This window comes from Flammeovirga pectinis, assembly GCF_003970675.1.
Lineage (GTDB): Bacteria > Bacteroidota > Bacteroidia > Cytophagales > Flammeovirgaceae > Flammeovirga > Flammeovirga pectinis.
On the sequence record NZ_CP034562.1, the window covers coordinates 4,432,167 to 4,457,044 of the forward strand.

Here is a 24,878-nt window from a genome sequence, read left to right on the forward strand (position 1 = left end):
AGCAAACAGTATAATTATGACTACCAGTACAGAACTTTTAAAATTATCTCTTCAAAGTGAACTCATCAACGGTATTTTAAACTATTGGATGGAGAAAACTATTGACACCAAAAATGGTGGATTTTACGGGCAGATCAGTTACAATAATATTATTAATGCAGAAGCCGATAAAGGAGCTATAATGCATGCTAGAATATTATGGACTTTTGCATCGGCCTATAACCTTTTAAAAGACGAGAAATATTTAAAGGTTGCTGATTATACATACGATTATATTAGAAAGCATTTTTTAGACGATGAGCATGGTGGAGTGTACTGGATGGTAGATTATAAAGGGAATGTTGTAGATGATAAAAAACAGGTCTATGCTAACTCTTTTGTTATTTATGCATTTGCAGAATATGCCAAAGCAGCCAATACTTTAGAGGCTAAAGAATTGGCCTTAGGTATCTTTGATAAAATTGAAGAATTTGCTTTTGATGAGGTAAATAATGGTTACTTTGAAGCTTACTCAAGAGAATGGTTTTTACTAGATGATCTTCGTTTGAGTGCGAAGGATATGAATGAAAAAAAGACAAACAATACGCATTTACACGTATTAGAAGCTTATACAACCTTATATGAGGTCACTAAAAATGAAAAAGTAGGAAAACAATTAAGAAATTTGATCGAACTTTTTCTTAATAAAATAGTAAATCCAGCTACTTATCATTTCAAATTATTTTTTGACGAAAACTGGAAACTAAAATCAGACGAAATTAGCTACGGTCATGATATAGAAGGTGCTTGGTTATTGCAAGAAGCAGCCACCCATCTAGGAGACCTAGAATTATTAGAGCAAGTAAAAGATGCTGCCGTAAAAATTGCTGATGTAACGATTGCAGAAGGAATTGCAAGTGATGGAGCAATTATTAATGAAGGAAATTCAGGTGGAGTAATTGATACAGACAGACATTGGTGGCCACAGGTAGAGGCTATGGTAGGGTTTATTAATGCCTACGAAAATACTTTTGAAGAAAAGTATATAGATACTGCTAAAATTCTTTGGAATTATGCACTTATAAATATCGTAAATCACGAGTTTGGAGAATGGTGGTGGAGAGTAGACGAAAACAACCAACCTAATTTAGAAGAAGATAAAGTCGGTCCTTGGAAAGCTCCTTATCATAATGGAAGAGCGTGTATTGAGGGCATAAAGAGAATAGAAAAACTAATGGTACAAGATCAATATAAACAACATGAAACTATCTAGAATTATTACTTTATTACTTTGTGTACTGTTGTATTCCTGTGCAAAGAATACGGCAGAAAATTCATCAATCCCTTCGTTTGTAAAAGTAGAAAATGGGAAATTGATGTTAGACAATCAGCCTTATTATTTTATGGGTGCCAATTATTGGTACGGTATGAATTTAGGAATGAAAGTTTTAGGAAATCGCACACGTCTTATAAAAGAGCTGGATCAATTACAAGCAATGGGCGTAACCAATTTAAGAGTACTAGCATCTAGTGAAGGGGATAGTACACAAAAATTTCAGGTACAGCCAACAATGCAAACTGCCCCTGGAAACTATAACCAAGAAGTGTTAGAAGGGTTAGATTTCTTTATGAACGAAATGAAGAAAAGAAACATGAAAGCCGTGATGGTACTCAATAACTTTTGGACCTGGTCTGGAGGTATGCCGCAGTACTTAGTGTGGACAGGGAAAGGCGAAGTTCCATACCCACAAGTGAGTAATGATTGGAATAAATTTACAAACTATGCAAAGACTTTTTACTCAAATCAAGAAGCGGTAGAGATGTTTAATAAACACCTTCGTTTTTTAATTGGACGTACAAACTCAGTCAATGGATTAAAATATACAGAAGATCCTACAATAATGTCATGGCAGTTAAGTAACGAGCCTAGAGGGTACAATCAGGTACATGCGTATAGAACTTGGGTAAAGAATACCGCTACTTTAATAAAATCTATGGATTCGAACCATTTAGTATCAATAGGTTCTGAAGGTGACTCTCCAGGTAAAGACGCAGGAATATCACTTTTAGAAGATAACGATATAAAAGAGATTGATTATGTTACAATACATATTTGGGCGCAGAATTGGGGTTGGTATAAACCTTCTAATCCAGAAGAAACAATTAATAGTACAAAAGAAAAAGTGACAGAATACCTTACTAAACATCTTAAAGATGCACAGAAATTAGGTAAGCCTGCCGTATTAGAAGAATTTGGTATAGCAAGAGATCAAGACAGCTACCAACCAACTGCACCAACTTCTTGGAGAGATTTATATTATGGGTTTGTTTTTAATGAAATAGTAGAATTAGCAAAAGAAGGCTACGCAATTCAAGGCGTAAACTTCTGGGCATATTCTGGAGAAGGAAGACCGACAACACCAAAAGGATTTTGGCAAAAAGGAGATGATTTGATAGGAGACCCACCTCACGAACCACAAGGTTGGTACGGTATCTACGCTACAGATAAAACAACAATAGAAGTAATAAATAGATATGCTAAAAAGATAGAAGGGATTCCATTTAAAGCATATTCTCAAACTATTGATACAAATGAATAAGATATATTTTGTTGTGTATTTTTGTGCAGTGTTGTTTAGTTCTTGTGCTACAAAAGTAGTACAAGAACAAACAAACAAACAACCTAATGTAATTCTTATTTTAACGGATGATCAGGGTTGGGGAGACTTCTCTTACAATGGGAATAAAGCACTTAAAACACCTCATTTTGATAAAATGGCAAACAATGGAACTCTATTAGAACGCTTCTATGTGAGTCCGGTTTGTGCACCAACACGAGCAAGCTTATTAACAGGAAGATACCATTTAAGAACGGGAGTATCTTGGGTTACAGGAGGACGAGAAAATATGCGTTCTGAAGAAGTGACAATAGCAGAAGTTTTAAAAGAAAATGGCTATGCTACTGGAGCATTTGGTAAATGGCACAATGGTGCACATTATCCAGAAAATCCACAGGGACAAGGGTTCGATACTTTTTTAGGATTTACAGCAGGACATTTATCAAATTATTTTGATGCAGAATTAGAGTATAATGGGCGCCAGATTAGAACAGAGGGTTATATTACTGATGTTTTAACAGATGCAACATTATCATTTATAGATCAACATAAAGACAAACCATTTTTTGCATTCGTTCCTTTTAATGCTCCTCATACACCTTATCAAGTTCCTGATAAATACTATAATCAGTTTAAAGATATTGATTATGGATACGGAGAAAAGCAGAATAAAAAGATTGCAACAATCTACGGTATGTGCAAAAATATTGATGATAATTTAGGACGAATTTTAGATCACCTTAAATTATTAAAAATTGAAGAAAATACAATTGTATTATTCATGTCTGATAATGGACCTCAAGGAGCTAGATTTAACGGTGTTTGGAAAGGTGGAAAAACATCTGTTCATGAGGGAGGCTCTTTAGTGCCAATGGCTTTACAATGGAAAGGACATGTTCCTGTAAGTAAAAAAGATGCACTCACTGCACATATAGACGTGATGCCAACTTTGTTAGCTATGCTGGGTGTTCAACATGATACAAAGCATTTTGATGGAGTAGATTTGTCTAACTATATTTTAAATAAGGAAGATAAAATTGAAGCTAGAAACCTATACACACACATGGCAGGTTTTGAAATCACTAAAGATAGAGGTGCAGTAAGAAATAATGAGTATAGATATACTATAGAGAATGGCGTTACAGGTTTATATAATCTATCTATAGATCCTTCGGAAAAAGAAAATATTAAAAATATCTTTCCTGAAGTAGCTAAAGAAATGCAACTTTCTTTTAATGCATGGTACGAAGATGTGACTTCTGCAGGCTTTGCAGATTTAAGAATACCGATTGGATATAATGAAAGTCCGAGAACTCAATTAGCTGCACACGAAGGAGTTGGAACAGGTAAGATTAGATACAAGGCAAATCTAAATGGATGGGCGCACGATTGGTTTGTAAGTACAGGAAATGCACAAATAACATGGCCAATAGAAATAATTTCAAAAGGAGAGTATTCTATGAAACTATTTTATACAGGAGATGCATCAATTATTGGAACTGAAATAGAGGTAACCTGCAATAATAAACAGCTTTCTAAAGTTATAAAAAAGGCGTTTATAACAGAAGAATACCCAACGCCAGATCGTGTTCCTAGAGAGCAAGAAGCAAAAGAACAAACTTGGGGAGAAATAGATATAGGAGCACTATCATTTGATACAACCTTTACATCTAATCTATCCATAAAGATTAAGAATAAAAACAGTAGTCCTTTAGAAATCAAAGGATTGCAAATAACAAAAAGCAATAACTACAAATAATTTTTTACGCCTTGAGCGTAACTTCCAAATTTTTTAAAAAACAATTCAGAATATGAAGACTATGAATATAATAAGCATTCTACTTCTATTTTTAGGAGTATTAGGTTGTTCGTCAAATGAAACGCCGAATATACCAACTGCTACAAATGGAAAATTATCACTAAATGTTACAATTAATAAAGAGGTAACAGAAGTGGCAAACGGAAGAACATTAGAAGAAGATGTTACCGTTGATATTTTAGACAGTGATGGAAAAGTAGCTGTATCGTATGCATCAATTTCAGCTATTCCAGAAGAAATAGAATTAGCTACAGGGGTGTATACAACAGTAGCTAAAAGTACTTCGGCATCTTTAACAGGTTTTGACACTCCTCAATATGGTGGTGTATCAGAAAGTTATTCTATTTCTACGGATGCACTTACTGCAGAAATGTTAGATTGTACATTGCAAAATACTAAAGTTACAGTAGCTTATTCTGATGTAATTAAAAATCAATACACAACTTATTCAACAAATGTAACTTCTGATTTTGGAGAACTAACTTTCGAAAAAGACGAAACAAGAGCAGGTTATTATAGAGCAACAGGTAATCTTACTATTGTTGCAACAATTGGTGATAATGGCCAAACAGTTGAATCAGTAATTTCTGATATACAACCTACAACACTCTACAAAGTGACTATTGCCATTGAAGAAGGAACAGGAAAAGTCATAATTTCAGTAGATGAAAGTGTATTAGATGGCGGAAATAAAGATATCGTAATTACTCCAGTTGAAGGAGAGGCAAGACCTGATTACAATACATCTATTGGCTTTTTTACAAAAAATGGAAAATTGTATGATCCAAATGGAATGGAGTTCGTAGCTAGAGGAGTAAATAATGCTCATTTTTGGTTTGATAACGGAGGAAGAGATTTAGCATTAAATGCATTAAGTGCAATCAATGCAAATTCTTCTAACATGGTACGTTTGGTATGGCAAACAGACTACAATGCTTCTAATTGGGAAAATGAAGAAGAAACAGTTCGTTTAAGAAAAATGATTAACACGTGTATTGCTAACGGCATGGTACCAATGATAGAAATGCACGATGCAACAGGTGGCGAAAATAAAGAGCAGATAGATGCAATTGTAGCTTATTATACCCGTCCAGATATTTTAAGTGTAATGAAGGAGTTCGAAAGTATTTTACTAATAAATATAGCGAACGAATGGAGTGGTAAAGATGCAGTATATAGAGATACATACACAGAAGCAGTTACAAATTTAAGGAATGCAGGTATAATGCATACTTTAGTAATTGATGCAAGTGGTTGGGGGCAAGACATTCAGCATGTTTTTGATTATGGACAGAATATTATTGATAGCGACCCATTAAAAAATATTCTTTTTTCTGTACATATGTACCAAAGTTTTAGAACGGAACAAAGCATTACAGCAGCATTAGAAAAAGCAGTAGAATTAAAGCTTCCTTTAGTTGTTGGTGAGTTTGGATTTAAACATGGAGACCCAGCTGTAGACATTCCATTCGAACATATTTTATCTGAATGTGAACGCCTAGAAATTGGCTGGTTAGCATGGTCTTGGAAAGGAAACTCTGGAGGAGTGGAATACTTAGACCTAGTAGAAGAATGGGATGGAAGTAAAGTGACACAATGGGGTACTGATATTATTACAGGTCCTTACGGTTTACAAAATACAGCAAAGAAAGTTTCAGTTTTAAAATAATTGATCATGAAAAATATACTATCATTTATACTTCTAATTTTTATAGTAGGGTGTACTACAGAACACACTCAACTACTGCCAAATAATCAGCAAGGAGAATTACGTATTGCGTTTTATTCTAATCAAAGAGCTCTAGTAGATATGAGTAACTATGGTTTAACAATTAGTAATGCAGCCGGAGAGATAATCTATACATTTGATAAGCTTTCTGATGTTCCAGAAACGATTACTTTAGGCATTGGGAATTACACGGCTAGTTGTTATAGTGCCTCTGCAATGACTCCAGTAACATTCACTTCTCCTTATTATTATGGTGAAGAAATGTTTACAATTGAAAGTGAAAAAGAAACTGCTATAACAATTGAATGTTTATTAAAACAGGCAATATTAAATATTACTTTCGATGCATCAGTTACAACAGATGCAGAAAATTATTATGCAATTATAGAAACAGCAAATGGCAGTTTAGAGGTAAACGAAGATACAGAATCTAAAGTATATGTAGAGCAATCTGCAGTTATAATAACTACTTATATCAAAAAGAAGGACGGAACTAGCAAGCAAGGAAAACAAATACTTTCATCATTAGATGAGCAGACAGAGTATAATGTATTCATTTCATTTCAATAAATTTAGATAATCACTTTTACAAGTGTATTTGTAAAGAGGCCTCTTTTTAAGAGGTTTCTTTCTCCTCTTTCTTTTACCTATACAAGTATCTTTTTAATAGAAGATAGCATAACTACTTTAAAGTCAATTCCATTCAATATGAAACTACTACAGAACAGTATATTACTAATGGCCATACTTCTTAGCATAAGAGTAATTGGGCAGCACAAATCTTTTAAGCACATACCAGAAAGTGCGGGGTTATCTAATAAAATTGCAAAAGATATTTTTAGAGATACCAAAGGTTTTTTATGGATAGCAACACAAAATGGTTTAAACCGTTATGATGGCTATGAAATGAAAGTATTTAAAAATGCAGAGACGGATGTATCTACTTTATCAAGTAATGATATTAATGTAATTTTTGAAGACTCAAGACAACATTTATGGGTAGGTACAATTACCAATATTCATAAAATAGGTAAAGATGGTGAAAGTTTTGACCGTTTATTAAAACGTTCTCCTTTTGAAGATAATAACTTTGAATTTGAAATTACTTCAATCATCGAAGATAAGAATAAGAATATCTGGGTGGGTACATCTGGAGCAGGTTTATATGTTTTCAATTTAGACGGAAACCAAATCAAACATTACTTTAAAGAACAAAAGGAGGGAAATTTTAATTTTGTACATATAACTGCGTTATTCGAAGATCAAAATAACAATATATGGATTGGACATAAAGACTTATCATATACTATTTTTAACCCTAGAAAGAAGTCTTTTAAACATAATAAGATCTCTTTGGCATCAACTAGATTTAGAAATAATACAGGAAGCTACATTACTAGTTTTGTAGAAACTGCAGACAAAGGTGTTATTGCTTCTACATTAAATAGTGGTATTCTAGCCTTCGAATCAAAAACAAATAATATTAATTACTTAAAAGGAATTAATAAAGGTTTGTACCACCCTACGGTAAAAGATATGGCTGTAGACGAAGAAAAAAACCTATGGTTAGGGACTTCTGACGGGCTTCATTTTATTCCAAAATATAAAAATAGAGTACAAAAAGTTTATAAAAGCGATGATCTCAATAGCAATAGTTTAAGTGATAATGCGGTCCTTTCTTTATACTACGATCAACAAAATATTTTATGGTGCGGTGTATGGGGAAGAGGTATTGATTATGCTGAACCTAACTTTAAAAAATTCGAGACTTTTAAGCGTGAACCAATGAAAACGAATAGTTTAAATAATGATATGGTTCAGACGATAATGGAAGATCACGAAGAAAACTTATGGTTTGGTACAAGTGGAGGTGGTGTTACATATTATAATATAGATAATGATGTTTACGAGCATTTTACCCCTCAGAAAGGTAATAAAGAGAAGTTACAATCGTGGTCTGTATTTTCTATTTTTGAAGATAGTGATAACGATATTTGGGTGGGTTCTTATTTAGGTGGACTTTCTTTATTAGATAGAGAAACAAAAACATTTAAGACCTTTAAAAATGATCCACATTCTGATTACTCTTTACCAAATGATGATGTAAGAGATATTTTTGAAGATTCTAATAACCAGTTATGGATTGCAACAAATGGAGGTGGTATTGCCAAATTTGATAAATACAGTGAAACATTTGAGGTCTATAAAAGAGAAGAAGCTAAAGGACAAGAAACCTTAGCAAGTAATTGGGTACTCAATATAATGGAAGATAGTAGAGGGTGGTTATGGATTGGAACATATGGAGGAGTAAGTATTTATTACCCAGATACAGATACTTTTATTAGTTTTAACCATAATGATAAAGATCAAAACTCACTAGCACATAACTGGGTATATTCTATTGTTGAAGATAGAAATAACACTATTTGGATTGGTACTGCTGGAGGTTTAAATAAGATTGATGCCAAGTATTTAGACAAGGAAATAGAATCTTATAAAAAGGATTTTATGACAAAATATACTGAGGAAAATGGACTTAGTAATAATGCAATAAATGGTATTATTGAAGACGAAGAAGACTATTTATGGATAAGCTCTAATATGGGCTTGTCTAAGTTTAATAAAGAGAAAAAAATCTTTACACATTACAGTAAGGATGATGGGTTACAAGGCAATGAATTTATTCCGATGGCATATTGTAAAACTGCTGAAGGGAAATTAATTTTTGGTGGTAGAAATGGGGCAAATGCTTTTTTTACATCAGATATAAATGTCAACCCATTTAAGCCAAATGTTTTTCTAACAAATTTTTCTCTTTTTAATAAAGAAATCTTTCCATCATCAGAAGAAAATAGCGTTTTAGTACAGAGTATTATTAATACAGAATCTATAACGCTTTTGTACGATCAGAATGTACTAACGTTTGACTTTGTGGCTTTAAATATGATCTCATCAGACAATAATACGTATGCCTACAAAATGGAAGGGTTTGATAAGGAATGGAATCATGTAAACAGTAAAAGAGAAGCAGTATATACTAATTTAGATCCGGGAGACTATATTTTTATGGTAAAAGGAACTAATAATGATGGTGTTTGGAATGAAGATGGTCGAAACCTTTTAATAACAATCCAACCACCTTATTGGCAGACTTGGTGGTTTAGAACGCTTATTTTTATAGTGTTACTTGTATCCATTCTTGGTGGTTACAAATGGAGAGTTAGAGCATATAAAGAAGCACAAAGAGTTTTAGAAGAAACGGTGCAAGAACGTACCTTTGAATTGGCCGATAAAAATAATGATTTACTAACGATAAACGAAGAGGTACAGCAGCAAGCAGAAGAGTTAGAAATGCAACGTGATCACCTTGCAGAAACTAATAATTTAATTTCGGATCAGAATAGAAATCTAAAAGATAAGAACGAAGAAATTTCTAGTCTAGTTGGACAATTGCAAGGTGCAAATAGTGAGATATCTTTAAAGAACAAGCACATTACAGATAGTATTCGTTACGCAAAAACAATGCAACAGGCCATCTTACCACTTGATGATTCTTTCGAGAGTATTTTTGCCAATCACTTTGTATTGTTTAAACCAAAAGACATTGTATCTGGAGATTTTTATTGGGTAAGTACTCGAAATAAAGATGGAAAAACATTTGTAGCCTCTGTAGATTGTACTGGGCATGGTGTACCTGGTGCATTTATGTCTATGGTTGGAATGGCTTTACTTAATAAAATAGTGAACGAAAATGGGGAAAGCAATCCCATAAAAATACTAGAAAAACTAGACGAGGGTATTAGAGAAGCACTACGTCAGGATGAATCAAAGAATAGAGATGGAATGGATTTGTCTATTGTTTGTATTGAGCAGACAAGCCCTACAGAATATGATTTATTATTTTCATCAGCAAAAAGTGTAATGTATATTTTTAAAGCCCCCAAAGGTAAAATACAAAGGATTACGGGAGATAGAATTTCTATTGGAGGCCTAAGAAGAAAGAAGAAGAAACAATTTTCTGTACAAAAATTCTCTTTAAAAAGAGGAGATAGATTCTACTTAACTACAGACGGTTATGTAGATCAATGTGATGAATCGAGAAAGAAATTTGGCACAATTAAGTTCGAGAAAATTTTAGAACAAACAGTAAAATATTCATTAGACAGTCAGTACCAAATGCTACAAGATATTTTAAAGATTCACCAAGGAAATGCAGAACAACGAGACGATATTACGGTAATGGGTTTTGAGGTATAATTAAATATTGAATGGAAGAAAGGGGTACTTATTTTAGGTATCCTTTTTTATTTTAGGAGAGTTTGCTAACCTTATTGTTAGTAAACTCTCCTTTATAATAATCACTTTCTACAAACCACCTTCCAAAATTTTTAAAATAATAGCTGCAGCTTGTTCGCCCTGTCTTTTGACACCTGAAGCTTTAAAGTGAACATTTTCAGGAAGTTGATCTTCTGGGAAATTAACGGTAAGCGTAAATTGATCGTCGATAGGGATGTGGTGTTTTACCATAATCTTTTCGGCAATTTTATTGTACTCAATTTCTTCTCCTTTAATTCTACCTGCGGCATTTTCTGGAACAACAGATGTGCTTGCCCAAATTAGTTTAGCGTTTGTTTTTTGTTTTAAAAGTGATACAATTTCTTCTAGGTTTTTCTTGTATTCTTTAGGAGAGTTTACATGATCACCTTTGCTGTTTAATTTATTGTCTATTAACCTTTTAAGGTCGTGCAGGCCGAAGTTGAAATGAATAATATCCCAATTGTTATCACCAATCCATTTATTAAATTCAGCTAAACATTTTTTAGTATCGCCTCCATTAGTAGGTATTCTGTACACGTTACATTTTCCGGCTAATGCTTTTCTAACAAAAGGAGTGTAGCCAATAGAAATAGAATTGCCAATTAAAAGTACATTTGGTAATTGAGGATCTCTCTTCTGAAAATCAAATGCTTTATGCCCCTTAAAGTAGCTATCCGTAGAGTTGTACCACATTTTCTCGTTAAGGTATAACATTTTAGGATCAACATTAATGGCGGTATAAGAAATGGTATCCTTAGCAAATGCACCTTTACTGTCTGTTACAGTCATTTCTATTGCAACAGTTTCACCATCGTTAATTTGTAAAACAGCATACCTTTTAACGGGGTAAGTGTTGCTTTCCCAGAAATTAATTTGAACGAATAGGTAGGAAGCATTTTGTCTTCTTTATCTATTGCAAATCCTTTTACTAATTTTTGAATAACACCTTGTTCTCCTTGAGTTGCTTCTACAATTGCCAATGAGTGTATTTCTGGTGGTGTGTTTTGTGCTTTTATTTCCGTTGTTGAATAACCAATTAAACAAAGGAAAAAGAGGTATTTTAAACTCATTTTTTCAATCAATAATTTATTGAACCATCACTTTCCCAATAGAATAATTATGGGGAATTGGCTTAGCTACTTTGAAAACTAATTGACGGATATTTTGAATATCTGTTTTCATAGTACCTTCATTATCAATATTTTTCACATATTCTTTAAGTAGCTTTGTAAAGTATTTATGCCATGAGATAGACATATCATTGTACTCTTCTAATTTCTTTGTAGCCAATGCCTTTCTTTCTTCAATAGTCATTTTAGAATCATATATTTTGAAGATAGTATAATCTACCATTCTCAAGTCTCTTATTTTGTTTTGAAGACGCATAATCTCCTTAGATAACTGACCTATTTTTTCTGCTTGACGTAATTGGGGAGTTGCTAATTCTGCTAATTGAATACCATTTGCAAAGGCATCATTTGTAAAAATCCCTATTTCTTGGTTATCAATTTTTAAGGTGTATTCTCCTTTTTTCAAACCTTCAATTCTAAGCGTTTCTTGGTTTAAATTTTCTTTAAAAGGGACTAATGCTACTCCTTTCTGATCAAAATATTTGATAGGAAATGGTAACGAGTTCTCTTCTAGTTGAAAAGCTACACTTTTGTTCGATGCGGTAAGATTTTTTATAGAACAGTTTAAATTTGCAGTTACTTTTTCTTTTTTAGCATTGATGGTTAAGTTAGCTACTTCTCTATTGTCTTTTGTGATTGTATTTACCAATTGATACCCCATAACGAAATGCCCAGTTGCTCCAGGATGAATTCTGTCTGCTCCAACAATAGTAAAATCAGGAGCTTTTGCTTGTTGATCCGTATTAACTTCACTCATTATGCTGTAAAAGTCTACAACTTCAAGCGTGTATTTTGATGCCATACTTTTTACATGGTCTCTGCACTTACCTAATGCAGCGTTTACTCCTTTATTGTTGGCTTTTTGTATACTTGGACTTTCATCAAAGATTGTTGGTGTAAATAAAATAACTTCAATTTTTTGATCAAGAAGTAGGTTTACCAGCTTTTCTGTTTGCTTTTTATATCTGGCTAATGCGTCTTGTTGTTGTTTAAGTTGCCATGCTGTTGGTGTATCAGTATAGGTATTACGTTGTACGTCATTCATGCCTAACATTACAAAAGCAACGGTTGGCTTTTCAATTAAAATATCAACTTCTAACCTTGCCAACACTTGGTCGGTAACATCACCACTTATTCCTTTATTGAGTACCGTAATGTCTTTTTGGTATCTTGTTGCTAAAAATGTTCTTAATACATTATGGTAAGAACCTGCATGAGTAATACTATTACCTATAAAGACTATTTTATCGTTTTTCTTAAAGTTATGTGCATAAGTAACTGTGGAAATTACTAGTAAAAAGAACGATAGGAGGTGTGTAATTTTCTGTTTCATTATCATGATCGGTTTAAAAATAAATGATATAAAAATAGATCCTATAAAAAAGTATAGGACCTATTTGTAATGTTATAAGTAGTCGGTTTTCAAATATTATGAAGTTTAACTATTTCTATCAGGTAAAGAATTCTAGATTTTATCTTTCAAGAAAATCTCAATTACAGGTACTTCAACATCTGGTTTTTGCACAGGTAGTTGAATTTTAATACCAGTATCACCTTCTGTTGCATCGTCTAACCAAGCACCTTTTGTGTACTTAAGTTTTAATTCTGAGGCATCGTTTAGTAACTGAGCATATTCAATTTTATCTTTTAAACCAGGTAAATAAATTGTTTTAAACGGCCATTCTAAAACATGAACATAAAGTCTATTTGTTTCAGGGTTGTACGTTAAAAGGCAATTGTCTGGTGTTTCTATTCCTTCTGGGGCAGCTGTACAATTATAAATAGAACGGCTATGGAACTTCATCCATTCACCCGTTTGGGCTAATCTATCTTCTGCTTCTTTTTGTATCACACCACGTCCTGTTGGGCCAACATTAAGAATAAGATTACCACCTTTACTTACTGTTTCTATTAACATTACAATGGTTTGATGAGGAGATTTCCAAGTATACTCATCTCTGTGGTAACCCCAAGATCCAGAGAACGTTTGGCAAGTTTCCCAAGGTGTTTTTTCACCTTTGTAAGTCACCCATTCTTTAGGCATAAATTGTTCTGGCGATAAGAAATCCCAACCTTTTTCTTCTTTTAAATCCAATCTATCATTTATGATAATTTGAGGTTGTAATTTTCTGATTAGCTTATAAACATTTTCAGAATCCCAGTATTCTTTTCCTTTACCATTTTCTTTTTGAGCATAAGAGAAATCAGTAAACAAAACATCTATTTGCCCGTAGTTAGATAAGATTTCTGTAAGTTGATTTTTTAAGTAAGCTTGGTATTTTGTTTTATCACGCTTCTTATCTTTCTTAATTTCTTCTTTATTATTTCTTAACGGGTGGATAGGGTCTTTTACAGTAAAGTCTTGGTGGTGCCAATCAATTAATGAGTAGTATAAACCAATACGAATACCTTCTGCTCTAAAAGCATCAACTAATTCGCGCATAACGTCTTTACCTATAGGAGAGTTGGTTACTTTATAATCAGTAAATTTACTATCATACATACAAAAACCATCGTGATGTTTAGCAGTAAATACAACGTATTTCATACCTGCATTTTTTGCCATTTTTGCCCATTCTGTAGGATTGTATAAATCTGGGTTAAAATACTCTGCATACTTTTCGTATTTCTCTCTAGACATTTTTTCATTACTCATTACCCATTCGTGGCGAGCAGGTAGTGCGTAAAGTCCCCAGTGGATAAACATACCGAAACGGGCATCTTGCCACCATTCCATACGTTCTTGTTTTTTTTCTTTTGTTTCTGTATTTAATTGCTGGCCGAAGGTATTAAACCCAAAAAGTAAAATGGTAAGGCCAATTAATAATGATTTCATATATAGTTTGATTTCTATGGAGTTTGTTATTTTGCTTAGCAAAGTTTGCTGTTTTGCTATTAAAAGTGGGAGAATATTTATGGAAACAATTTATAGATGTAGAATACACCCTTTATTTACAAAAATACCCCCCTTAACTAGTGTTGATAGCGGGAAACAAATAGTATTAAATAAACGCCTATCCGCATTAAAATACTATGAGTTTCCAACATAGGTTTATTTTGATACTTCGCCTTGTTCGTAATTTTTCAATTCTAAGATAAGTGAACTAACATGTCCGCCGGCATCCGGAAAAGTTACAGAAACAGTATTATTTTCTTTAAGTGAAGAAGGGTCTATTACAATTTCTATTGTTCCAAAAAAGGCTTTTCTATTCTTTTGATCGTAACCTTTCCAGTTTGTAGGTACAGTTAATTCTTTACCATTTAATGTAACAACAGGCTTTAAAGATTTACCATGAGCTCTAGCAATACCTAACATTAAGGTTGCTTCTCCTTTACCTGTTTTAATACTATCGAAAGTATAGTCAATACTCGTATTTGCTTTAATTTCCTGTACTACTTTTGTGGAATAATACTTTGTTTCGTGTATTGTGTTATCGAATTTAATTTCTTTAGAAAACTCATAAGCTAGCACAACAGTTTCTGAAGGTTCTAATACTAAAGAATTTATTGCTTTAGAAAACGTTTTTTCTGTATATTCTGCTTTTTTATCAGTATATGTTTTAACAGATTTACTATTGATATTCTTTAGCTTTTTTAGTTTCTCATTAAAGTTAAGGTTTACCTCTTGCTCTTTATCATCTAAATTATTTAAAGCAACATAAAGCACATTACCGTCTACAAAACCTTGAATCTGAACATCAGGGTTATCTGTTGCAACATAAACTCTTTTCCCTTTTACACTAGCCCATTGCTTATAGAAATATACTTTTTCGTTGTATTCCCATCCGGCAGGTTTTGCTTCTCCTAGGTTTGTAGGAATCATCATTGCTGCTTTGTATGGAGTGTAATTGTTCTTTTTAGTCATGTTCCATTTAGACTTACCTGTAATAAATGGAATAGAGATATACATGTTATTTTCTCTATCCAATAAATTAAAGATCATGTGGTTTATTCCACTTACTGCTTGAGAGGCTCTTACAGGAGAGTATCCCTCGCCAAATCCTTTAGGAATAACACCATATTCTGTAATAGCATGCGGTTTTACAACACCCCATTTAGTGTAACTGTATGCTTCAATTAAATCTAAAATAGCTTCCGAATTACTTCCAGAACGTTTGTTATCTTGTCCTGTAACATTTACGCCATCATAAAGGTGAGTAGAGAAACCATCCATATTTTCACCGGCAATATCCATGAATAGTTTCATGTTTTCTTCCCAGTTTTGGAAATTTTTTCTTTCAAAAGAAGGCCAAGCAGCAGAATAACCTACTACTTTCATGTTGGCTAATTCTGGTGTGGCATGTATTTTAGCACCAATTGCACTAAATACCTCCGACATTTGCTTTTTAATTCTAGCCTCATCTTCAGGAATCCATTTTCCTTCATAGAAATCATGTGCATGAACGAAAGGCTCATTCATTGGTTCTAAGAATTGTGGACGAAGGTCATTATTAGAGAAATTCTTAAAGTATTCTGCAGACCAGTTAGCTACAACTTCAGGATCTATTCCATCTTTAAAAACATTTTTTGGATGCTCTGTTCCTACATAGTGTTGAACATCTCTAACGTTTTTATTTTTACTATTTTTTGGTGTTGGATAAACGCCAACAGGATTCTTTTTAGAGATTTTATTAAAAGAAAATGCCCCCCAAAAACCTCTACTTGGACTTACATTAAACTCTTTGTAAAAGGCTGTATGTTCTTCACTTTGGCTATTAGAGTGAAGGTTAAAATATTTTGCTCTATCTAACTCAGATACATCACCGATATATCTTTGTACTGTGTATTCAATAGTTGCATTAGTTTGTGCAGAAACATTGCTGAGTCCTGCGCCTAAAAAACACAATAGGGATAATTTAAAAAAAGGCTTTTTATACTTTATCGTAAACATAACTTGTAAAGAATGTAGTTAATAAAATTTCACATTCAATCAACATCATTTCATTTCTAAAAACACATTAACTTTCTTGTTGTTGATTATTACACAATGTTAGGTATTTATTTAGTGAAACATCAGTAATTATTAATTGTAATAAGGGGTATAAATTCTTTAATCACACATTTTTAGTGTATTTAAAGCTGTTTTTATATTGATATGATCTGTTTTTCAACTTTATTTTATCAGAAGTAAAACGAAGAAACGCCCTTCATCATTTTAGAATTTGATAGTGCAATTTAATTGTTTTTTCTTAATTCTATCTATACAGTATCAGTATAAAATAAACTTGATTTTGAGACTAATGAATCATCATTTTTAAATAAAAAAACACCTGCACTTTTCTGTACAGGTGTTGATATAATTTATAAAGTTAGTGGCTTATTTTTTGATGAGCTTAAGTGCCATTTTATTCTCTGGGGTAAGTACTTGAATAATATAAACACCACTATTGTACGTAGAGATGTCTATTTTGTGCTTACCAGGATAAAGGTGTAAGGACTGCATCATTCTTCCATTAATATCTGTAATAATTACCTTCGCCTCTTTCTGAAGTTCTAAGTAAGCATTATCAGTTGTAGGGTTAGGGTAGCATTTTGCAAAATTACTTTCAAGGTCTTCAATACCGGTAGGTAATTCTCTTGGTAAAATAGTTACTGATACCGTATCAGTATCCATAACACCACTTAAAGAAACACGAACAATAAATGTATATGTTTTTTCATCATTAGAGAAAGGAGGTATAAATGTTGGAGTTGCACTAAAGTTATCCGATAATTCTATACCATTTGGAGCAATCCATTCGTATGTTACTTCGACTGGCGAAGAAGTAGAAGCATCTAAAGTAATTTCCTCTCCAACGTAACCTGTAATATCCTCGCCTGCATTTGCTGTAGGTCCATCTTCTGGAAGAACTGTAACAACTACTTCATCTTGTTGCTTTACACCATTTAACATTGCCTTTAAGACAAATGTAAAGTCTGTCAATTCAGCAACATCAGGAGTAGTAAATGTAGGGTGAACTGCATTTATATCCGACAAAATAATTCCGTCTGGCGCTACCCATTCAAGTACTACATTCTGAGGTATAGTAGCCGATGCATCTAAAGTGATTAATGTATTTTTGAAAGCAATAATATCATCTCCAGCATGTGCATTTAATTCTGGATAAACAACAATTGTTACTTCATCAATATCAAGGAAACCATTGTTATTGTATTCCGCTTTTAATTCGAAGACAAAGTCTGTTGCTATATCAACTTCTGGAGCAGTAAATGTAGGGTTAACCGCATTTATATCTGATAATGTAACACCCTCTGGTGCTGTCCAAGTTAATGTTGCAGTAGAGGTAGACCCAGAGCCGTCTAAGGTAACTAGAGAGTTTTTAATTACTCCTTGATCTGCTCCTGCATTTGCGATAATTACCGGAATTGCAGTTATAACAGCAGTGCTTACTCCTATAATATTACCTTCTTTTAAGACCGTTAAATTAATAGCGTATTCTTTTGCCTCTTCTAAATTTTCTGTACTAGTAATAGTAATTACAGGATCACTTGTTGACGAAAGTGTGATACCTTCTGGTGCTTCCCAAAGATAGGTAAGTACATCTGATGTTGCGGCATGGCTAGCTGTTAACTCTTTGGTATCTCCATAAAAAATTGGAGAATTGTCGTAAGTGATTTCAATATTAGGGTCTGAAATATTTTCCTTTAAGCTAATCTCATCAATTAGTATTTCAGACATAGTTGTATTATCTATCAAACTACCTGCTTTAATATATAAGGTAGATAGAACACTTTCGTCTCCTTGTAAATAGAAATCTTCAGGTACAGTAAACTCATAATTGAAATCTATCCACTCATCTTGAATAGCTTTTATTGCATTATCAGAAGTAGGGTCGTCAATTGTATATTTCACTTTTTCATGGTAATTACCATTACCAGAAGGGAATAGAAGGAATACAAGAGGAGTAAAGTTCATATTAATAGCCTTTACTTTTCCGGTGAGTAGATAGGTAGTTCCCACTTTAAGGTTAAATCTATAGTTCGAAGTTGGATATATTTGATCAATCTTAGCCCCAATTGTTGAAGTGATTCTTAAACTGTTATCACCACTATTAGTATCTACATCATTAGATTCAGCTAAAGTAACTTGCTCTGCATAAGTTAACCAACCAATAGTTCCTTCTTCAAAACTACCATTATATATAAGTTCTTCACCAGTAATAGGAGTACCTATTATTATTTCAATAAGCAAAATATCTGTTGTAATATCTTGGTCTACAATTTCTATTGAACCTGTAATATCAGTATAACCATTTTTGCTTACTGTATAGGAGTAAAGACCAGTAGATAAAGATGTAAATGCTACTTCTCCATTTTCATCAGTTACTAGAGATGTACTTACAGCAGTATTGTTGGTAAGTACTACAGTTGAAGCTGAAATTGGCAATGCTTCTGCATCTTTTACAGTAAATGAAGCCGTATATGTAATAGGGTCAATTACTTGGATTTCCAAAGTTACTACTTCAGTGATATTAGAATCAATAATTGTAATACTATCTTCTTCTGTTACAAAACCGTCTTTAGTGACAGAATACGTGTATTCACCAGCTAATAAGTTAGCAAAAGTAACTTGTCCTGTAGCATCAGTTATTACAGTTTCATCAACACCTATTTCATTTTTTAACTGAATTGAAGCATCTTCTAATATATTATCTTCTATATCTATAACACTAAAAGTTGCTATGTAAGTCCCAGGAATTACGGTAGTTAAAGTAACTGATTCTATAATATCTACATCTGTAATGTTTACAGTTCCTGTCGCTTTCACAAAATTCTCTTTTTCTACAGAATAGGTATATTCTCCTAATACTAATTCAGTAAATTCAGCAATACCGTCTGCCATCGTAGTTTTTGATTGCTCAAAACCTTCTGCATTTACTATTGAAACAGTTGCATCTTCTAGAAGTTCATCACTTTCATTTTTAATAGTGAAAGTTGATATAAAAGAATTAGGGATAAGATTGACAACCAATTCGTCTGTTGCTGTTTGAGTACCTTTGTAAGTGGTTAATGTTACTGTGTGATTTTCTGCAGTAAGAATCTCTTCAGAAGCAATAATTTGAGTAGTTAAAGCAGTGGCATTTGAAAAAGTTATTCCATTACTTTCTTCAGTACTCCATTGGTAGGTTACAAAGTCTGAAGTAGCAGATGTAGCAACAACTTCAGTCATCTGTCCAGCTACGATTGATAAGTCGTCTCCAACATTTATAACAGGAGAAATATCTTTTTCAGTTACGCTGATATCATCAATATATACTAAATCATCTACTGATAATGGAGTCCCTTTTATTTCAAATTTATGCGATTGTATAGCATCATCTGCTTCTCCTTCAAAGTTTACCGTAAATTCTTCTTCAAAGTAAATCCACTCATTAATTTTTACTAACTGACCAAAAGTCTTAGCAAGGTAGATATCCTTAGTATTTATACCCGTTGTATTTGATTTAAACCTCAATACAACGAAGTCAAATGACATTTTTTCTGCCTTAATTTTTCCTTTTAATGTATAAGTAGTTTTGTTCTTTAATTCAAAATAATGTGCAGCTTTAGTGAAAATGGTGAAAGGATCCGTATTCCCTCCAATTTTTAAACTGATGTTTCCATTATCATTAGTATAGATAGTTGTAGCATCTGGGTTTTCAGTTCCCCAGAAATCATCTAAATTTTCTTGGAAATTACCATTAGCAATTAATTCTTGCCCATTAAATAGAGAATTATCACTATTTAAAATGATAGGTTGATTATAATTGTCTGTAATTTCAATTACTTCCTGATGTAAAACATAAGCATCTTTTTCTGCAATAAGAGTATAAGAACCAGCCTTTAATTCATTTAAAGTAAGTATTCCTGTATCAGTAGTTGTAAAAGTTTTATCAAAACCATTGTTACTACTTAAAAGTACATTTACTCCATTAAGTACAGTATTACTTTCATTTATGAATGTAAACGTTGCGGTATATTTCCTTTCAGGAGTGACAGAAATAATTACCTCGTCTGTAACAGTATTATCACCTCCATCTGTTACGGTAAGAATTGTAGTAAACTGTTTGTCTTCTGTTAATAGTTCACCATTATAGCTAACGTTTGTAGATAGTTGATCTGCAGATGCAAAAACTAATTCTCCCGTTGCTTCTGTCCATGTTGTTGTAAAATTATCAGAAGAGTTAATAGTACCAGTTAAAGTTGTTGTTTCTATTTCTTGAATAGTTACATCTTCTCCTGCTGTTACTTCTAATTCAACACCAATTTCTTGAATGTAAATTTCATCTAATAAAATAGATCCTTCTGAACTATCTAAAGGTTCAGAACCATTGATTTTTATAGTTGAAGTTACAGAAGATCCTACTTCTTGATTAATAATATAATCATATGGAATCTGAATAGTTTTTTCAAAAGATACCCATTCATCTTGAATTGCATTTGGTGTATTTTCATTCTCAGGTGAATAAACTCTAGTATAGACTTTATCAGAATATTCTTCAGTTGGGTAAACAATAATATCAAGGTAATCAAAGTTCATGTTTTCTGCTTTAATCTTCCCTTTAATAGTGTATGTTTTTCCAATTACAAGATCAAAGTTGTAATCATTTCTTAAGAAAATATCTCTAACTCTTCCTGTAGTGTGTATTTTCATACTTTTTGAACCACTATTATCATCAACATCATTAGATTCTGATAATGTGACATCATCTTTCCACTCAGCCCAAGTAAGATCTACTCCTTGTTCAAAATCACCATTATTTACAAGTTGTAAACCTGTTAGTGTATTATCATCTACGATTAGTTCAGGTACTAAAGTAACCCCTTTGGTATTACTCTCATCAATAATTTCAAAAGAAGAATTGAAAGTTAAAAAGCCTGTTTTTATAATCTCATAAATATATGAACCCGCTAATAAATCAGTAAATAATACTTCTCCGTTTTCATCAGAATTTTTGGTTTCGATTGAACCTTCCTCGTTCGATAATGAAACTATTCCATCTTCTAATAAATTACCGTCTATATTTTGTAATGTAATTAAAGAGGTATAGTATTTCTTTAGAATTATATCTAATTCAGTATCTTCATTAAGAATTAGCTCTTCTATTAAAGAGATAAAACCATCTTTATTGATTACATAGGTATATGTTCCCTCAGGAACCTCTGTAAATATTACATTACCTGAGGCATCAGAAGTAGCTGAAATATTTACAGAGGTTTCATTTGTTAATTGTACAATAGCACCTTCTACTATATTTAATGATTCATCGTTGATCATTAATGTAGCATTAAATTTTTCTATTGGGTTTACTGTAATAATTATTTCATCTGTGGAAGTGAAATTTACGTTAGAAGCTGTCAAGCTTAAAGTGAATTGAGTATTTACGTCAATGCTTTCATCAGATGTAATAGTAGGGTTTAAAATATCAGACGATGATAAAGTAATACCTTCTGGGGCAGTCCATAAGTAGGTGAAATCATCAGATGAATTTACACTAGCAGTTAATTGCTGAGTAGCACCTGCAAACATTTCGAAATCTTCTCCTGCATTGGTTGTAAGTGTAACTCCTTTTTCTGTGAAACTGATATCATCTAAATAGATTTCAATAGCTGTTTCTTCTGATGGGTTCAAAAGGTTTGAACCTGTAATTAGCATTTTAGACAAAATTTCATTGCCCGCAGTATAAGTAACATTAGTACTATCTATATCTTCAGTAAATTCAGGAATTTCAATTTCTCTTTCAAAAGAAACCCATTCATTATAAATACCGTCAATATGTCCGAAAACTTCTGGTTTTTCTGGATGTTTAACTCCAATTGCAGTTATAATTTCACCCCATGTAGTAGCAGAACCAATTGATAATTTTAGAACATTAAAATCATTCATATTTACTACTTTCACTTTACCTCTAATGGTATAAGTAGTACCGACAATAATATTAAAGTTACTCTCTGTTTTTGTATAAATATTTTGGATTTTTTCAGAACTACTTGATATTTTTAAAATATTACCATCTGTTGGATCATTAATAATAACTCCTTGATCAGCAACAGTGACACCCCAGCCATCGTTAATCTCAGATTCAAATGACCCATTAGTCATTAATTCAATTCCATTTATAAATACTTCCTTAGCAGTTAAAGTAACTCTTTCTGTAATATCTGCATCTGTAATGTTTACAGTTCCTGTAGCTTCTACAAAATCCTCTTTTTCTACAGAATACGTATATTCTCCTATTGCCAAATCAGTAAATTCAGCAATACCATCTGCTACGGTAGTTTTTGATTGTTCAAAACCATCTGTATTTGCTATTGAAACAACTGCATCTTCTAGAAGTTCATCACTTTCATTTTTAATAGTGAAAGTTGATTTATACGTATTTGGAATAAGACTGACAACCAATTCGTCTGTTGCTGTTTGCGTACCTTTGTAAGTAGTTAATGTTACGGTGTGGTTCCCAGCAGTAAGTACCTGTGCAGGAGCAATAATTTGAGTAGTTAAAGCAGTAGCATTTGAAAAAGTTATGCCATTACTTTCTTCAGTACTCCATTGGTAAGTTACAAAGTCTGAAGTAGCAGATGTAGCAACAACTTCTGTCATCTTTCCAGCTACGATTGATAAGTCGTCTCCAACATTTACAACAGGAGAAATATCTTTTTCTTTTACGCTGATGTCATCAAGATATACTAAATCATCTACTGATAATGGAGTCCCTTTTATTTCAAATTTATGCGATTGTATAGCATCATCTGCTTCTCCTTCAAAGTTTACCGTAAATTCTTCTTCAAAGTAAACCCACTCATTAATTTTTACTAACTGACCAAAAGTTTTAGCAAGGTAGATATCCTTAGTATTTATACCCGTTGTATTTGATTTAAACCTCAACACAACGAAGTCAAATGACATTTTCTCTGCCTTAACTTTTCCTTTTAATGTATAAGTAGTTTTGTTCTTTAATTCAAAATAATGTCCAGCTTTAGTGAAAATAGTGAAAGGATCAGTATTCCCTCCAATTTTTAAACTGATGTTCCCATGGTCATTAGTATAGATAGTTGTAGCATCTGGATTTTCAGTTCCCCAGAAATCATCTAAATTTTCTTGAAAATTACCATTAGCAATTAGTTCTTGCCCATTAAATAGCGAATTATCACTACTTAAGGTGATAGACTGATTATAATTGTCTGTAATTTCAATTACTTCTTGCTGTAAAACATAAGCATCTTTTTCTGCAATAAGAGTATAAGAACCAGCCTTTAATTCATTTAAAGTAAGTATTCCAGTATCAGTAGTTGTAAAAGTTTTATCAAAACCATTGTTACTACTTAAAAGTACATTTACTCCATTCAGTACAGTATTACTTTCATTTTTAAATGTGAGTGTTGCTGTATATGTTGTTTCTGGAGTAATTGTAATTAAAACATCATCTGTTACGGTATTCGTTCCACCATCTGTAACTGTAATTGTAGCAGTATATTGTTTGTCTTCTGTTAACAATTCACCATTATAGCTAACGTCTGTAGATAGTTGATCTGCAGATGCAAAAACTAATTCTCCCGTTGCTTCTGTCCATGTTGTTGTAAAATTATCTGAAGAGTTAATAGTACTAGTTAAAGTTGTTGTTTCTATTTCTTGAATAGTTACATCTTCTCCTGCTGTTACTTCTAACGTAATATCTTTTTCAGTTACTGAGATATTATCAAGAAAAATTTCAGAAGGAGTAGAGTTAGCAGAACCTGAAATTAATAGTTTTGAATTTACTACATCTCCATTTGTATAAGTATTATGTACAGGAATAGTAAACTCTTTTTCAAAAGTTATCCATTGATCTAGTATAATATTTATATCACCCCAATCATAGGTTTCATTTGCAATCTTAAAAGCTTCAATTATTGAAACGAAATTTGTAGAATTACCTATTGATAATTTCAAGACGTTAAAATCCATTGCAGTGGCTTTAACTTTACCTTTAATAGTGTAAGTTCTACCAACAGTTACATCAAAGTTTGCTTCATTTTTTGTGTAAATATTTTTAATTTGTGCAGTTGAAGCAATTTTTAAAATCTTCCCATCTGTTACGTCATCAGAAATCTCTGCCTGACCAGCAGTTGTTAATGTCCACCCAACATTTAAATCTTCCTCAAACCCGCCATTTGTAATAAGTTCTACACCGGTAAGTCCTGACTGAGCGAGTAAAGTAGATGGTAGTAATAAACAGCATATTAAAGTAGATAATATGCTTAGAAGTTTGTAATAATATTTCATTTTATACTAAATATGAGGTTAAGATATAATTATTATAGTAATA

The 24,878-nt window shown here is 32.5% G+C and carries 12 protein-coding genes; 6 read left to right on the top strand and 6 right to left on the bottom strand.

Going from position 1 to position 24,878, the window contains the following annotated elements; all coding sequences use genetic code 11:
- Positions 1-16 precede the first annotated feature (16 nt).
- From EI427_RS17605 to EI427_RS17630, 6 genes are all read left to right on the top strand, one after another.
- Positions 17-1,252: an AGE family epimerase/isomerase gene (locus EI427_RS17605; protein ID WP_126617208.1), complete on the top strand. Its 1,236-nt coding sequence runs from the start codon at positions 17-19 to the stop codon at positions 1,250-1,252.
- Complete coding sequence (locus tag EI427_RS17610) at positions 1,239-2,579, top strand: glycoside hydrolase 5 family protein (RefSeq protein WP_126617210.1); 1,341 nt, start codon at positions 1,239-1,241, stop codon at positions 2,577-2,579. The genes EI427_RS17605 and EI427_RS17610 overlap by 14 nt, the downstream gene beginning before the upstream one ends.
- Complete coding sequence (locus tag EI427_RS17615) at positions 2,572-4,356, top strand: arylsulfatase (protein ID WP_126617212.1); 1,785 nt, start codon at positions 2,572-2,574, stop codon at positions 4,354-4,356. The genes EI427_RS17610 and EI427_RS17615 overlap by 8 nt, the downstream gene beginning before the upstream one ends.
- Before the next feature lie 61 nt (positions 4,357-4,417).
- Positions 4,418-6,085 carry a DUF4493 domain-containing protein gene (locus tag EI427_RS17620; protein WP_170178534.1) on the top strand — a complete coding sequence of 556 codons (1,668 nt, stop codon included), beginning with the start codon at positions 4,418-4,420 and terminating at the stop codon, positions 6,083-6,085.
- Between the two features lie 6 nt (positions 6,086-6,091).
- Positions 6,092-6,715: a DUF4493 domain-containing protein gene (locus EI427_RS17625; protein ID WP_126617216.1), complete on the top strand. Its 624-nt coding sequence runs from the start codon at positions 6,092-6,094 to the stop codon at positions 6,713-6,715.
- A gap of 138 nt (positions 6,716-6,853) precedes the next feature.
- Entirely contained in the window at positions 6,854-10,402 is a 3,549-nt protein-coding gene (locus EI427_RS17630; RefSeq protein WP_126617218.1) for a two-component regulator propeller domain-containing protein, read from the top strand.
- Between the two features lie 108 nt (positions 10,403-10,510).
- Here EI427_RS17630 and EI427_RS17635 read toward each other — a convergent pair whose 3' ends face one another.
- The 6 genes from EI427_RS17635 to EI427_RS17660 form a co-directional block, all read right to left on the bottom strand.
- On the bottom strand, positions 10,511-11,251 hold the full coding sequence (locus EI427_RS17635; RefSeq protein WP_126617220.1) for an SGNH/GDSL hydrolase family protein: 741 nt from the start codon (positions 11,249-11,251) through the stop codon (positions 10,511-10,513).
- Between the two features lie 2 nt (positions 11,252-11,253).
- Entirely contained in the window at positions 11,254-11,532 is a 279-nt protein-coding gene (locus EI427_RS17640; RefSeq protein WP_126617222.1) for a hypothetical protein, read from the bottom strand.
- A 16-nt stretch (positions 11,533-11,548) separates the two neighbouring features.
- Positions 11,549-12,925: an SGNH/GDSL hydrolase family protein gene (locus EI427_RS17645; protein WP_170178535.1), complete on the bottom strand. Its 1,377-nt coding sequence runs from the start codon at positions 12,923-12,925 to the stop codon at positions 11,549-11,551.
- Positions 12,926-13,057: 132 nt separating this feature from the next.
- Entirely contained in the window at positions 13,058-14,428 is a 1,371-nt protein-coding gene (locus EI427_RS17650; RefSeq protein WP_126617226.1) for an alpha-L-fucosidase, read from the bottom strand.
- 216 nt (positions 14,429-14,644) lie between these two features.
- Positions 14,645-16,438: a T9SS C-terminal target domain-containing protein gene (locus EI427_RS17655; RefSeq protein ID WP_170178536.1), complete on the bottom strand. Its 1,794-nt coding sequence runs from the start codon at positions 16,436-16,438 to the stop codon at positions 14,645-14,647.
- Positions 16,439-16,909: 471 nt separating this feature from the next.
- Positions 16,910-24,835 (bottom strand): carboxypeptidase regulatory-like domain-containing protein, encoded by a 7,926-nt coding sequence (locus EI427_RS17660; RefSeq protein ID WP_126617230.1) that lies wholly within the window; start codon positions 24,833-24,835, stop codon positions 16,910-16,912.
- Positions 24,836-24,878 lie beyond the last annotated feature (43 nt).

Excerpts from the sequence above, each read along its gene's own strand:
- EI427_RS17605 (WP_126617208.1), top strand. The coding sequence starts at position 17 with ATGACTACCAGTACAGAACTTTTAAAATTATCTCTTCAAAGTGAACTC.
- EI427_RS17615 (WP_126617212.1), top strand. The coding sequence starts at position 2,572 with ATGAATAAGATATATTTTGTTGTGTATTTTTGTGCAGTGTTGTTTAGT.
- EI427_RS17625 (WP_126617216.1), top strand. The coding sequence starts at position 6,092 with ATGAAAAATATACTATCATTTATACTTCTAATTTTTATAGTAGGGTGT.
- EI427_RS17610 (WP_126617210.1), top strand. The coding sequence starts at position 1,239 with ATGAAACTATCTAGAATTATTACTTTATTACTTTGTGTACTGTTGTAT.
- EI427_RS17635 (WP_126617220.1), bottom strand. The coding sequence starts at position 11,251 with ATGACTGTAACAGACAGTAAAGGTGCATTTGCTAAGGATACCATTTCT.
- EI427_RS17645 (WP_170178535.1), bottom strand. The coding sequence starts at position 12,925 with ATGAAACAGAAAATTACACACCTCCTATCGTTCTTTTTACTAGTAATT.
- EI427_RS17630 (WP_126617218.1), top strand. The coding sequence starts at position 6,854 with ATGAAACTACTACAGAACAGTATATTACTAATGGCCATACTTCTTAGC.
- EI427_RS17660 (WP_126617230.1), bottom strand. The coding sequence starts at position 24,835 with ATGAAATATTATTACAAACTTCTAAGCATATTATCTACTTTAATATGC.
- EI427_RS17640 (WP_126617222.1), bottom strand. The coding sequence starts at position 11,532 with ATGAGTTTAAAATACCTCTTTTTCCTTTGTTTAATTGGTTATTCAACA.
- EI427_RS17650 (WP_126617226.1), bottom strand. The coding sequence starts at position 14,428 with ATGAAATCATTATTAATTGGCCTTACCATTTTACTTTTTGGGTTTAAT.
- EI427_RS17620 (WP_170178534.1), top strand. The coding sequence starts at position 4,418 with ATGAATATAATAAGCATTCTACTTCTATTTTTAGGAGTATTAGGTTGT.